The following is a 12944-nucleotide window of genomic DNA, read 5'->3' as shown; positions in this document are numbered from 1 at the left end:
AAACTCTCCATTATAGAGTAGTGTTGATTGCTCAATACTGCTGGCGCATCGCCGTCCGAAGACAAGCGATTCGCTTTGATCTGCACGAATGCTGATCAGTAAGTTAAGTCACGAACCCAAGAAGTTCAAAGGCGGTGCTCCGATCGCCCGAAGGCGATCCTCGCAAAAGCCGTTCTCGCGCCAAGGCGCTCGTGACGTCTTTCGTTGACGTTTTGCTGTTCAGTTTTCAAGGTTCAAAATTCTCGTCCTGCAAAAGCGACTTCTCTAATTTATCATTGTCAGCTGCAGGAGTCAAGCGTTTTTTATTATCTTAAAAAAACTTTAATCTGCTGAAGCGACATGTAATATCATAATACGTCCTTCAAATTTTGTCAACGATAAATGGGATTAAACTTTCCTGATTTTAAAACCTTCCAATTTACAATGTTACAAATTACTATTCAGATTAAATCCCGCATTCTCTTCTCTAATGAAGAAACGGTTTTGTCCGAGGACAAACCGTTTCATAACTCTCCATCTTATTTAGCAGTTTTGACGTAATAATAACGATGAAAAATCCTTTCGCTTTTGGTCATAACCCCCTCGATAAAAATTATTTCTTTACCGACAAGATATTCAATGAACACTTCAAGATCAGAAGAATAATTTTTCAATTCCTCCTGCTCGTGAAGTTCCTGGATTGTCCAGCTCTTCTTTTTCGACATCACTTCAACAATATGCTGCGCTCCATCGCCTGTCCGGGAATGAATCAGGAATTCACTTGCAAGGAACAGCAGCTCCAATCTTTTATCGATCGTTTCTTCACTCAGGATCAACTCTTCGTATAATTTAAAAATGGACGGCTCTATTTTTTTCACCTGCGACCAAACCGTCACCTCAGGCGGCAAACCGTTTTCCAAAACAGAAAGACGGGCCAGATGATGCAACGATTCGATGACATGGCGATAGGCGTCAAGATAATTCTTTTCTTCGAACAGGACTTTGCCTTCCAGATATCGACGGATGAGCTTAGCAAACTCGAGACCCATTTTTATTTTCCTGCCGACAAACGGATATTCCTTAAGCTCATTTACAAGCTTCTCCATGAATTCATTTCGATCGTAAATAATTCGTCCATGAAACAACCAGTCAACTATTTTCCGGTTCGTCCCAAGCAGCATCCATTTCTGCAATTGCTTTTCCGTTATGATGTGCATCGCTGCTTTTTTCTCCCCATACGTATAATGCTTAGTGAAGACGGGCGTTTCGTTTTCTTTTGTAATGATCAGCAGAATCGTATCAAAAGTATCGGTGTTTGGACTGACTTTCTCTCTTTTTTCCACAAGCACTACTCCTAGTGTGCTTTCCTGGCTTGCACGTTCCTGATAGATAGGCCTTAAGATTTGTTCCATTTTATTTCACTCCCTACAGATTCAGGCTTTTAAAGGTATACCCTTTTTTCTTTCAATCAATTATTTTTTAAGAATTTTTTTACTAAAAGAAATTCCTTCTACCGGAAACTAAAATTGTAGCTGCCGCTTTTCTCTATTTCGACATATTTTTGTCGATTCCTTCACAAAGAATTGCATTAACACTTTTTCACATTGATTATGATATAGTATGATTGACGCAAGGAGGAATTAAACATGAAACCTTATAAAAATAAAATCAATCGCATCCGAACTTTTGCGCTGTCTTTGATTTTCATCGGCATCGTTATTATGTATATAGGAATTTACTTCAGAGAACAGCCTGCAATTATGGTTACTTTCATGTTGCTCGGAGTTGTCGCCATTATCGGCAGCACAGGGGTCTACGCCTGGATTGGACTTCTTTCCATGAAAACCGTTCCGGTCGAATGCCCGAGTTGCGGTCGCCATACAAAAATGCTTGGCCGCGTGGACATGTGCATGCATTGCCGCGAGCCGTTGACGATGGATCCTTCTCTTGAAGGAAAAGAATTTGATGTGGATTACAATAAGAAAAATTCAAAAGCATAATCCAAAATCCGCCAGCGACGAGATCGCTGGCGGATTTTACATTGCTGCCAAAAATCGGCAACTAAAAAAAGCGAACACAGGAAACTATGCTCGCTTTTTTACTGGACTATTTGCGGAGACTGTCAGACAATCCTGACAAGTTCCATATATTTCTAACCTGTGGTAATCCACTTGGAATCCGGTCACGTGTGAAGCCAGATGTTCAACTTCATCCAATCCAGGATAATGGAAATCAACAATTTTCCCACATTCATTGCAAATCATATGATAATGGTCGTGCGTTACAAAATCGAATCGGCTCGAAGAATCTCCATAAGTCAATTCTTTAACAAGGCCGGCTTTTTTAAATACACGCAAATTATTATAAACAGTTGCAACACTCATATTTGGAAAAGATTTTTCAAGAGCGCGATAAATGTCATCCGCTGTCGGGTGCGTTGTTGAATGAATCATATACTCCAAAATCGAGTGACGCTGTGGAGTGATTCTGACACCTGTAGACTTCAAAGCATCAAGCGCATCTTTTAATAATGCTTCAGACATCGCCGTGCACCTCACTTCATAAAGACTCTTACTTTATAATCGTTATAATTAGTGTACTCAAAATGGACGGCAGATGTCAAGAAATCACTATATGAGCGCTGATTCGGAGAGACTTATCAACCTATTATTTCTTGCTGTGCAATTCATTTTCCTTGCTGCCTAAACGCTGATTGATAAAACGGGCTGCGACAAACAGGAGATCGGAAAGCCGATTGAGGTATGCCAGCACTTCAGGTGAAGTTCCCTCTCCAATCGATGTGACCAAACGCTCCGCTCTTCTCACCACAGTGCGTGCCACGTGAAGTGAAGCACCTGCAGGATGCCCGCTTGGAAGGATGAAGTTGCTTAATGCAGGTAATTCTGCATCGTATTTATCAATCCATGTTTCCAGCTTTGCTGTGTCTTCTACAGTCAGTTTCCACTTCACTTCTTTTCCGGCAGGTGTCGCCAACTCTGCTCCTACATGAAATAATGTGGTTTGAATTTCATGGAAAATATCACAGATTTCTTCTTTTTCGCTGAAAAATTCTCCGTTCAGATGTGCCAAAGCCAATCCGATCGTAGAGTTTGCTTCGTCACAGGTGCCGTAAGCTTCCACCAGCAAATCATTTTTTGGTACACGTGTTCCGTATACCAGCGAAGTCGTTCCTTTATCGCCTGTCTTTGTATAAATCTTCATTATTAATACCCCTTTTCCATATTAACTGGATTTGTCGGTTCTCTGTCCCCATCCAGCCATTTCCTTAAGTTTGGCAGAAAAACCTCCATTGCCCTCTCGAGATACTTTTCGGATTTGCCGGAAACATGGGGGGAAATAATAATATTTTCCATTTTCCAGAAAGGATGGTCTTCAGGCAATGGTTCTTTCTCAAAGACATCCAGAACAGCGTAACCTATCATTTCAGTTTTCATCGCTTCTATCAGAGTTTCTTCTTTCACAAGATCCCCCCGACCAAAGTTCATGAAAATCGCATCCTTTTTCATTGCTTTAAAATGCTCCAGGTTCAGCAGGTATTTCGTATCCGAAGTACTCGGCAGTACCGAAATGATGATATTTGCTTCAGGCAGTTCGGCATACAAGTTATCAAAAGTTATCATTTCGTCCATAAACTCAGCTTGCTTTCCTGAACGGTTGCAGCCAATGGTCTTTACACCAAAAGCCTGCAGCAGCCTGCCTATTTCAGATCCGATCGCTCCGGGGCCCAGAATCAGGGCAGTCGATCCAAAAAGCTCGGATGAACGAAACTTTCGTTCCCATTTATGTTTCCGCTGATTTTCGTAGATATCCGGCAATGACCGCTTTAAGGCCAATAGATGTCCAAGCACCGATTCACCCATCGGTGTTTTGTGGATTCCGCGCACATTCGATACGGCGATTCCCCGTTCGGCAATCGCTTTGTGCGGCATTTTCTCCACCCCGGCGCTCACGACCATAATCCATTTTAAGTTCCGGGTCTTGTCAATATCCCCTTCATCCAGGTCTTCCCCGTATGTCACTAAGATATCCGCTGTCGGCAGTTTACTTTTATCCTTATAAATAAAATGAAAATCTGCATCAGGAAATTCTGCGGTGATGCTTTGCTGCATTTCTTCTTTCGGTACAAAAGTGAAAAGTATTTCCATCAATGTCTTCCCCCTAAACTTGGCTGAGCTCCTTGACTGTCTCCAGGACTTCCTGAATGTGATCTTTCACTTTTACTTTGCGCCATTCTTTTACTATTGTACCCGTCGGATCGATCAGGAAGGTTGAACGCTCTATTCCCATGAATTCCTTGCCGTACATTTTCTTTTCCACCCAAACCCCATATGCCTCAGACACTTTATGGTCTTCGTCCACCAGCAATGAAAACGGCAGACCATGTTTGCTGACGAATTTGCTGTGTTGTTTTTCGGAATCGGCACTGACACCGAGAATTACCGCACCCAAATCGGAAAAATCCTTTTCTGCATCCCGGAAATCACAGGCCTGCGTGGTGCAGCCGGGTGTCATATCTTTTGGATAAAAATACAGGACCACATATTTCTTGCCGAAAAAATCATTTAATGAAACAGTTTCACCGTTTTCATTTTTCATTGTGAAATCCGGTGCATTCAATCCTTCTAATGTTGTCATTGCTTTCACTCCTTCGCTTAAGTCTATCGTACCGAACTGGCGGCGCAGTTTCAATTTCTTTGGCGTTAACACAGAAACTTGTCTACAATAAGTAATAGACATTATGTAGGAGGAATTTATCCCATGAACCACTCAGAATCAAACAGGCTCCACAAAGAAGCTCTTGAACATATCGTCGGAGGCGTTAATAGTCCTTCAAGGTCATTCAAGGCTGTCGGTGGAGGTTCCCCTGTCGTTATGGAACGCGCAAAAGGCGCCTATTTTTGGGATGTCGACGGCAACAAATACATTGATTTCCTGGCTGCATATGGACCGATAATCACTGGCCATGGCCATCCCCATATTACAAAAGCGATTGCCCACGCCGCTGAAACCGGCGTTTTATACGGCACACCCACACGGCATGAAATCACATTCGCAAAAATGCTGAAAGAAGCGATGCCTTACATGGACCGTGTCCGCTTCGTCAATAGCGGCACCGAGGCGGTTATGACGACCATCCGTGTCGCCCGCGCGTACACCGGCCGAACAAAAATCATGAAATTCGCCGGCTGCTATCACGGCCATTCTGACCTGGTACTCGTTGCTGCCGGGTCCGGACCCGCTACTCTCGGAACCCCCGATTCAGCTGGCGTTCCGAAAACGATAGCCAAAGAAGTCATCACCATTCCATTTAATGATCCTGCAGCTTTTGCTGAAGCCATGGAGAAATGGGGCAATGAAATCGCCTGCATCCTCGTGGAACCGATTGTCGGCAATTTCGGAATTGTGGAGCCCAAAAAGGGCTTTTTGGAAGAGGTCCATCGGATAGCCAAAGAAAAAGGTGCGTTGATTGTTTATGACGAAGTGATTACGGCATTCCGCTTTCATTATGGCGGGGCTCAGGACATGCTCGGACTAGAGCCCGACCTCACAGCTCTCGGCAAAATCATCGGCGGCGGCCTTCCCATTGGCGCTTACGGCGGCAAGAAAGAAATCATGGAAACAGTCGCTCCACTCGGAGCGGCCTATCAGGCAGGAACGATGGCAGGCAATCCCGCCTCCATACAGGCAGGCATCGCCTGCCTCGAAGTTCTGCAGGAAAAGGGTATTTATGAGAGAATGGACCAATTGGGCGATCAGCTTGAAAAAGGTATTTTGGAGGCTGCAACGGAATTTGGCGTAACCATTACAGTTAATCGATTAAAAGGCGCTTTGACCATCTATTTCACTGATGTAACGGTTGAAAATTACGAACAGGCAGAGGCCACCGATGGTGAGATCTTTGGTCGCTTCTTCAAATTGATGCTTGAACAGGGCATCAACCTTGCACCATCAAAATACGAAGCCTGGTTTCTCACCACTGAACATACAGAAGAAGATGTTGACACCGCGCTGCAGGCTGTAAGAAATGCCTTCAAGCAATTATAAGTTCTAAGCAGCATACATTACAGGAAGAAGGGATTCATAAGTTATGAAATTAGGTGCACGTATATTAAAGACCGGCGTGGCTATTTCACTGGCCTTGTTTTTAGCCAACTTATTGGAATTGCCTTCCGCTGTATTCGCAGGTGTTGCAGCGATATTTGCGATTCAGCCTTCCATCTACAGATCCTACCTGACCCTATTGGATCAAATTTACGGCAATCTCATCGGCGCAACAATCGCCGTAATTTTTGTGTTGACCCTCGGCAGCAATTACCTGACGATAGGACTCGCAGCTATTTTAGCTATTGTCGTCATGCTCAAATTGAAACTTGAAAACACCGTGCCACTGACGCTTGTGACTCTCATCATCATCATGGATTCACAAACCAGTAATTTCCTTTCCTTTGCTTCATTAAGGTTCTTGACCGTGTTACTGGGTGTTTTCTCGGCTTTCATTGTCAATATGATTTTTCTGCCACCAAAATATGAAACCCGTTTATTCACTTCCATCCACGAAGTCAGCGAAGAAGTTGTCCGCTGGATCCGGGTATCGATCCGGCACGCATCCGACCATGTCTCGGTGAAAGAAGACATCGACCGATTGACCGAAAAACTTGTCAAAGTCGATCAATGGTATTCGTTTTATAAAGATGAAAGAAGCTATACGAAAAAGCAGCAGTATTCGAAAGCGAGAAAACTGGTTTTGTACAGGCAAATGATTGCGACCTCAAAAAAGAGTTTGGAAGTCTTGAAAAGACTTCACCGCTTTGAAAACGAAATGACAGAGCTTCCGGAACAATTTCACATGATGTTACAGGAACGACTGGAAAGTCTGGCAAGCTTCCACGAGCAGCTGTACATGAAGTATGTCGGCAAATTAAGGCCGGAACACAGTGAATCGTCAGGTGCCGATGCCTCGGTGAAGCGTCATGAAGTGATGGCGATATTCGTCAAGGAAATCAATATCGCTCTCGAATCGGAAGGCAGTGATTTCTCCGTTTATCATCTGATGCATGTACTTTCGGCGATTCTCGATTACGAAGAGCAGCTTGAACATCTGGATTTGCTGATCATCGCTTATTTGAATTATCATAGCGATGAAGTTGATGAGGATCTGGAAAATGTCATTTAATAAACGTCTTATATAAGAAAAAAACGTGCAGAGGATTAAATCCCTGCACGTTTTTCTTATGATTTCATACGGGGATCAAGAGCATCCCGCAATCCATCGCCCATTAAGTTAAAGCCCAGAACCGTCAGCATAATAGCTAGACCCGGGAAAATCATGGTCCATGGTGCATTCGTCAGAAAAGACCGGGAATCGGCAAGCATCTTGCCCCATTCTGGCGTTGGTGCTTGAGCTCCCAATCCTAAAAACCCAAGTGCTGCAGCTTCGATGATAGCTGTCGCAATTGCCAATGTACCCTGCACGATAACCGGAGCCATCGAATTGGGCAGAATATGCGAGAAAAGAATCCGAATATCCTGCATACCGATCGCTTTGGCGGACATGATGTATTCATCTTCTTTAATGCTCAGTACTTTTGACCTTATCAAACGCCCGAAGTTGGGAACATTAATGATTGCAATGGCTATCAAAGCATTTCGCAAAGAGGGTCCTAATACTGAAACGACCGCGATTGCCAGAAGAATACTTGGAAAAGCCAGCATGATATCAAAGAATCGGGAAATGATGGTATCTATCCATTTTCCGTAATAGCCGGCTAGAATACCTAAAATGCTTCCGACAATTACAGATGCGATTACTGCCAAAAATCCTACCCATAGAGAAATCCTGGCCCCGTAAACAACACGGGACAGAATATCGCGTCCAAAATCATCCGTCCCCATCCAATATGTCGAGGAAGGAGGCTGAAACCGTTGGCTCAAGTCTTGCTCGTTTATGCCTTGGAGTGTAAACAGCGGACCGAAAATAGCCAATAAAATAAAGAATATTACGATTCCCATTCCGACAACTGCTATTTTACTTTTACGGAATCCACGCCATGCCTCTTTCCAGGGCCCGGCGACTTTCTGCATTTCGATTTCATCATTTTTAACAGTCGTGTCAGCCATTGTTCTCCCCCTTCCTAATCATATTTAATGCGGGGATCCACTAAACTGTAGAGCAGATCCACAAACAGATTGATCATGACAAATATGAAGGCGACAATCAAAATGCCTGATTGGATTACCGGATAATCACGGAAACTGATCGCTTCATATATATAGCGGCCGATTCCCGGCCACGCAAAGATTGTTTCTGTTAAAATGGCACCGCCAAGCAATAATCCCATTTGTAGTCCAATAATTGTCAAAACGGGAATGATTGCATTTTTCAAGGCGTGCTTATAGACTACCCAAAACATTTTCAATCCTTTCGAACGGGCTGTCCGCACATAATCTGACCTCATAACTTCAAGCATGCTCGAGCGCGTCATCCGGGCAATGATGGCCATTGGAATTGTTGCCAGAGCCGTGCCGGGGAGTATCAAATGCCGCATAACTGTAGCCAGTTGATCGAATTGGCCAGTTATCAGCGTATCGATAATATAGAATCCGGTTATCGAGTCAATCGGGTCCCTTACATTCATCCGACCGGAAGTCGGAAGCAAATCAAATTCAATTGCAAAAATCCATTGATTGAGAAGTCCCAACCAGAAAATTGGCATTGAAACGCCGATCAGCGCAATTACCATCGCAAGGTAATCGAACCATGAATTCTGAAACCATGCAGAAATGATTCCCGCATTAATACCCACGATAATGGCAATAATAACAGCAAAAACGGATAATTCGATCGTTGCCGCCAAATAAGGCCACACTTCATCCACGACTGGAGTTCTGGTTCGCAGCGACTGCCCCAGATCACCTGTAACCAGTCCTTTTAAATAATCAAAATACTGAATGTACCACGGATTATCCAATCCTAATGTCGTTCTCAGAGCTTTAATGGCTTCCTCAGAAGCCTGTTGACCGAGAATTACTTGAGCAGGATCCCCTGGTATCGCACGAATGATCATAAAAACAATGAATGTCATTCCAAGCAAAACCGGAATCAATTGCAATAGCCGTTTACCGATATAGTGAAGCATTTCTTCACCTCTCCATCTCTAACAAATATGTATAGAATAATTTAAAAAGAGGGGAAATCTGTACGATCTCCCCTCTCGAAAAGTCTACTCCAGATCTACTTCTGCTAATTTGTCGGAACCAGTTGGATGCGGCTGGAAGTTCACCACATTACTGCCTCCCGCAAGAAGTGGTGTTGAGTGGGCAAGCGGAACCCAAGGTGCATCTTTGTGAATAATTTCCTGTGCTTCTGCATACAACTCATTACGAACTTCTTCGTCTACTTCTGTTTGAGCTTCAATCAGAATGTCATGCAACTCCTGATTTTCGTAATAAGTGTAGTTGTTTGATCCGATATTGTCCTGATCAAGCAGTACATACAAGAAGTTATCTGCATCTCCGTTATCCCCTGTCCAACCTAATAGGAAGGCATCAGCTTCACCGGCGGCCGCTTTTTCAAGGTAAGTCGCCCATTCGTATGAAACGATTTCAGCAGTGATTCCTACTTCAGCCAAATCACTTTGAATCGCTTCCGCAATTTTTTGGCCGTCCGGCATATATGGTCGTGGAACAGGCATAGCCCATAGTTCCATTTCGAATCCATCACCAAGACCTGCTTCTTCAAGCAATGCTTTTGCTTTCTCAGGATCGTAATCATATCCTTCGATTGCATCGTTATAACCACTGATTACAGGTGGAAGCGGATTTTTTGCTACTTCCCCATACCCCTCGAAAAATGCATCAACAAGTGCCTGTCTGTCGATTGCGTGGTTCATCGCCTGACGCACTTTCGGATCATCAAATGGTTCACGTGTAGTAGTTAATCCCAAGTAACCAACGTTCATTGATGGACGCTCATATAATTGAAGGTCTTCATTGCTTTTAATTGTTTCAGCATCAGAAGGATTGATTCCATCAGCCAAATCAATTTCACCAGCCAATAAAGCGTTTAGACGGCCGGAGTTATCTGGAATCGCGCGGAATACCACTTCATCCAGCTTAGGTTCACCTTCAACCCAATAATCTTCGAATTTCTCGATGCGAACAGTGTCATTACGGTTCCATTCAACAAATTTGAATGGTCCAGTTCCTACCGGGTTATCACCAAATGCATCGCCCTGTTCTTCAATAGCAGTCGGAGAAGCAATACCGAACGGGCTCATTGCCAAGTTTTTAAGGAATGGAGCCATTGGACGCTTCAAGGTCATAGTCACTTCATAATCGCCTGTAGCTTCCACCGATTCAAGTACGTGGCCTTCATCATCACCGAAACCACCGAACATTGAACCGTAGTAAGGGAATTGATCTGCATCTCCTCCAGCCCATCGGTCAAAGTTCGCCACTACTGCTTCAGCATTGAAATCTGTGCCGTCATGGAATGTAACCCCTTCTTCCAGTTGGAAAGTGTAAGTTAAACCATCTTCTGAAGCCGAATATTCAGATGCCAAACCTGGTTCAATCTCAGTATCCTGTGCACCGAAGTTCACAAGCGTATCAAAAATATTTTTAGTAACTTTAAATGATTCACCGTCTGTAACAGTGATAGGGTCAAGTGATACCGAGTCTCCCCCACGTCCAAAGATCAAAATTTTCTCTTCCGTGGATTCGCCTTCGTCACCAGTTTCACCGCCGTCGCCTTCCGATCCTTCATCTCCGCCATTGCAGCCGTATAGCACTGTAGAAATCAGCAAAAGCATCAGGAATGCAAGTGACATGATTTTTTTCTTCCCCAAATTAACCCCTCCATTTTTGTTTATTATCATTGCGGCCTGCTTTCCTCATAAAGGTGGCAGGCTACATAATGATCTTTCTCAACTTCCGCTAAAATCGGAATGGTCGTTTCGCAAATATCCATTTTAAATGGACAACGCGTATGGAAACGGCATCCGCTTGGCGGATTTGCGGGACTTGGAACATCCCCTTTGATAACAACTTCTTCCCTCTCGAATGCCGGATCCGGAACGGGCACTGCGGTTAGCAAGGCCTGCGTATACGGATGCAGCGGCTTTTCGTAAAGGTCTTCGGTGTTGGCCATCTCGGCCATATTTCCAAGATACATCACTCCTACCCTGTCACTGATGTGGCGGACCACACCGAGATCGTGGGCGATGAATATATAAGTCAGTTTCAGCTCTTTCTGCAGATCCTGCATGAGGTTAAGCACCTGTGCCTGAATCGATACGTCCAGTGCTGAAACGGGCTCGTCAGCAATAATGAGTTTCGGGTTCGTCATCAGCGCCCGGGCTATACCGATGCGCTGCCGCTGTCCTCCACTGAATTGATGCGGATAACGTTTTGCGTGATAACTGCTCAGCCCAACAATTTCCAAAAATTCATGAACTTTTTGTTTGCGCTCTTTCGGATCCCCAATATTGTGGACATTCAAAGGTTCCATTAAAATCTTTTCGATCGTGTGCCGGGGATTCAATGAGGCATATGGATCCTGAAAAACCATTTGAATGTCCCGGCGTGCCTTGCGCATGTCATTGCTTGAAAGTGAAGTGAGCTCCTGGCCGTCGAAAGTGACTTTCCCTTCGGTGGGTTCGAGCAGCCTCATGAGCATCCGGCCAGTAGTCGATTTGCCGCAGCCGGATTCTCCGACAATCCCGAGAGTTTCACCCTCTTTAACGGAAAATGAAATATCATCAACGGCTTTGACATAATTGTTCACCTTGCCGAAAATACCCGATTTAATAGGAAAATATTTTTTCAGTCCTTCAACTTTTAACAATTGTTCTGTCATGCTTCTCTGCCTCCTTCGGATCGAATAGGAAGCATCGGGTCTGATGCTCTTCGGTTGTCTGGTAAAGCGGCGGAGTTTCCGCGGTACAGCGGTCAAAAGCGAACTCACATCTCGGTGCAAAGCGGCATCCTGTATTGATCGAACCGGGTTTTGGAACATTGCCCGGAATCGAATAAAGACGTTCTTTCTTAAACCTCATATCCGGAACGGATTCGAGCAGACCGCGTGTATATGGATGCTGGGGGTCTGTGAAAATTGCATCGACCGGCCCTTCTTCGACGACTTTGCCCGCATACATGACCACCACTCTTTCGCATGTTTCCGCAACTACTCCAAGATCGTGGGTAATCAGCAGAACCGCCGTATTGAGCTCTTTATTCAAATTCTTGATCAGTTTCAGGATCTGAGCCTGAATAGTTACGTCAAGCGCGGTTGTCGGCTCATCCGCAATCAACACTTTCGGGTCACAAAGCAAGGCCATGGCAATCATGACGCGCTGCCTCATACCCCCTGACAATTGGTGAGGATACTCCTTCATCAATCCTTCGGGCCTTGGAAGGCCGACAAGCTTCATCATCTCAACAGCCCGATTGTAGATTTGCTTTTTCGGCCAATCCTTTTTATGGATTTTAACCGCTTCCTGCAATTGATTGCCGATCGTAAACAAAGGGTTCAATGAAGTCATCGGCTCCTGGAATATCATCGCTATATCGTTCCCCCGGATATCACGCATTTTTTTCTCAGGCAACTTGGTTAAGTCCATATTTTCGAACAAAATTTCACCATGGGTAATCTTTCCCGGTGGACTTGGAACCAATCCCATGATCGACAAGGAAGTTACACTCTTGCCGCATCCGGATTCCCCAACAATGCCCAATACTTCCCCCTCACGTATGTGAAAGTCTATATCATCGACAGCCGGAACTTTTCCATCATCTGTAAAAAAGGTAGTTTGCAAACCTTTTACTTCTAAAATTTTCTCTCTTTCTATCATGTGGGCACCCCTTTTTACGCAAAGATAATTCTGAATATTTTATTTCTTTTAATTATACTAAAATTAAAACTATATGCAATAGTTCTTTTTATA

At 44.2% G+C, this 12944-nt stretch carries 13 protein-coding genes; 3 read left to right on the top strand and 10 right to left on the bottom strand.

Going from position 1 to position 12944, the window contains the following annotated elements; genetic code table 11:
* Positions 1–518 precede the first annotated feature (518 nt).
* Complete coding sequence (locus DIJ65_RS10970; protein ID WP_071152367.1) at positions 519–1391, bottom strand: nucleotidyltransferase-like protein; 873 nt, start codon at positions 1389–1391, stop codon at positions 519–521.
* A 234-nt stretch (positions 1392–1625) separates the two neighbouring features.
* On the opposite strand from DIJ65_RS10970, the gene DIJ65_RS10965 reads away from it, so the two are divergent.
* A complete protein-coding gene (locus tag DIJ65_RS10965) occupies positions 1626–1979 on the top strand; it encodes a YgzB family protein (RefSeq protein ID WP_071152368.1) in 354 nt (117 codons plus the stop codon).
* Positions 1980–2063: 84 nt separating this feature from the next.
* Here the strand turns inward: DIJ65_RS10965 and perR are convergent, their stop codons facing one another.
* The 4 genes from perR to bcp form a co-directional block, all read right to left on the bottom strand.
* Positions 2064–2522 carry a peroxide-responsive transcriptional repressor PerR gene (gene perR, locus DIJ65_RS10960; RefSeq protein WP_071152369.1) on the bottom strand — a complete coding sequence of 153 codons (459 nt, stop codon included), beginning with the start codon at positions 2520–2522 and terminating at the stop codon, positions 2064–2066.
* 124 nt (positions 2523–2646) lie between these two features.
* Positions 2647–3201 carry a cob(I)yrinic acid a,c-diamide adenosyltransferase gene (locus DIJ65_RS10955; protein ID WP_071152370.1) on the bottom strand — a complete coding sequence of 185 codons (555 nt, stop codon included), beginning with the start codon at positions 3199–3201 and terminating at the stop codon, positions 2647–2649.
* A gap of 2 nt (positions 3202–3203) precedes the next feature.
* A complete protein-coding gene (locus tag DIJ65_RS10950) occupies positions 3204–4145 on the bottom strand; it encodes a D-2-hydroxyacid dehydrogenase (protein ID WP_117301993.1) in 942 nt (313 codons plus the stop codon).
* 13 nt (positions 4146–4158) lie between these two features.
* Entirely contained in the window at positions 4159–4635 is a 477-nt protein-coding gene (bcp, locus tag DIJ65_RS10945) for a thioredoxin-dependent thiol peroxidase (protein WP_117301995.1), read from the bottom strand.
* A gap of 123 nt (positions 4636–4758) precedes the next feature.
* On the opposite strand from bcp, the gene DIJ65_RS10940 reads away from it, so the two are divergent.
* A complete protein-coding gene (locus DIJ65_RS10940; RefSeq protein ID WP_117301997.1) occupies positions 4759–6045 on the top strand; it encodes a glutamate-1-semialdehyde 2,1-aminomutase in 1287 nt (428 codons plus the stop codon).
* Positions 6046–6088: 43 nt separating this feature from the next.
* Positions 6089–7174, top strand: a complete 1086-nt coding sequence (locus DIJ65_RS10935; protein WP_117301998.1) for an FUSC family protein — start codon at positions 6089–6091, stop codon at positions 7172–7174.
* A 56-nt stretch (positions 7175–7230) separates the two neighbouring features.
* On the opposite strand, the gene nikC is transcribed toward DIJ65_RS10935, so the two are convergent.
* The 5 genes from nikC to DIJ65_RS10910 form a co-directional block, all read right to left on the bottom strand.
* On the bottom strand, positions 7231–8118 hold the full coding sequence (gene nikC, locus DIJ65_RS10930) for a nickel transporter permease (protein WP_117302000.1): 888 nt from the start codon (positions 8116–8118) through the stop codon (positions 7231–7233).
* A gap of 14 nt (positions 8119–8132) precedes the next feature.
* Positions 8133–9137 carry an ABC transporter permease gene (locus DIJ65_RS10925; protein ID WP_117302002.1) on the bottom strand — a complete coding sequence of 335 codons (1005 nt, stop codon included), beginning with the start codon at positions 9135–9137 and terminating at the stop codon, positions 8133–8135.
* A gap of 84 nt (positions 9138–9221) precedes the next feature.
* Positions 9222–10829, bottom strand: a complete 1608-nt coding sequence (locus DIJ65_RS10920; RefSeq protein WP_391527604.1) for an ABC transporter substrate-binding protein — start codon at positions 10827–10829, stop codon at positions 9222–9224.
* Positions 10830–10873: 44 nt separating this feature from the next.
* On the bottom strand, positions 10874–11857 hold the full coding sequence (locus DIJ65_RS10915; RefSeq protein WP_117302006.1) for an ABC transporter ATP-binding protein: 984 nt from the start codon (positions 11855–11857) through the stop codon (positions 10874–10876).
* Entirely contained in the window at positions 11832–12851 is a 1020-nt protein-coding gene (locus tag DIJ65_RS10910; protein ID WP_117302008.1) for an ABC transporter ATP-binding protein, read from the bottom strand. Before DIJ65_RS10910 ends, DIJ65_RS10915 begins: the two co-directional genes overlap by 26 nt.
* Positions 12852–12944: the final 93 nt, after the last annotated feature.

Source organism: Planococcus salinarum, from assembly GCF_007004625.1.
GTDB classification, from domain to species: Bacteria; Bacillota; Bacilli; order Bacillales_A; family Planococcaceae; genus Planococcus; species Planococcus salinarum.
Note: the sequence above shows the minus strand (reverse complement) of the source record. Positions and strands in the feature narration are given on the sequence as shown.

Excerpts from the sequence above, each read along its gene's own strand:
- DIJ65_RS10935 (WP_117301998.1), top strand. The coding sequence starts at position 6,089 with ATGAAATTAGGTGCACGTATATTAAAGACCGGCGTGGCTATTTCACTG.
- DIJ65_RS10970 (WP_071152367.1), bottom strand. The coding sequence starts at position 1,391 with ATGGAACAAATCTTAAGGCCTATCTATCAGGAACGTGCAAGCCAGGAA.
- DIJ65_RS10955 (WP_071152370.1), bottom strand. The coding sequence starts at position 3,201 with ATGAAGATTTATACAAAGACAGGCGATAAAGGAACGACTTCGCTGGTA.
- DIJ65_RS10940 (WP_117301997.1), top strand. The coding sequence starts at position 4,759 with ATGAACCACTCAGAATCAAACAGGCTCCACAAAGAAGCTCTTGAACAT.
- perR (WP_071152369.1), bottom strand. The coding sequence starts at position 2,522 with ATGTCTGAAGCATTATTAAAAGATGCGCTTGATGCTTTGAAGTCTACA.
- DIJ65_RS10950 (WP_117301993.1), bottom strand. The coding sequence starts at position 4,145 with ATGGAAATACTTTTCACTTTTGTACCGAAAGAAGAAATGCAGCAAAGC.
- DIJ65_RS10925 (WP_117302002.1), bottom strand. The coding sequence starts at position 9,137 with ATGCTTCACTATATCGGTAAACGGCTATTGCAATTGATTCCGGTTTTG.
- DIJ65_RS10920 (WP_391527604.1), bottom strand. The coding sequence starts at position 10,829 with ATGTCACTTGCATTCCTGATGCTTTTGCTGATTTCTACAGTGCTATAC.
- DIJ65_RS10965 (WP_071152368.1), top strand. The coding sequence starts at position 1,626 with ATGAAACCTTATAAAAATAAAATCAATCGCATCCGAACTTTTGCGCTG.
- nikC (WP_117302000.1), bottom strand. The coding sequence starts at position 8,118 with ATGGCTGACACGACTGTTAAAAATGATGAAATCGAAATGCAGAAAGTC.
- DIJ65_RS10915 (WP_117302006.1), bottom strand. The coding sequence starts at position 11,857 with ATGACAGAACAATTGTTAAAAGTTGAAGGACTGAAAAAATATTTTCCT.
- DIJ65_RS10910 (WP_117302008.1), bottom strand. The coding sequence starts at position 12,851 with ATGATAGAAAGAGAGAAAATTTTAGAAGTAAAAGGTTTGCAAACTACC.
- bcp (WP_117301995.1), bottom strand. The coding sequence starts at position 4,635 with ATGACAACATTAGAAGGATTGAATGCACCGGATTTCACAATGAAAAAT.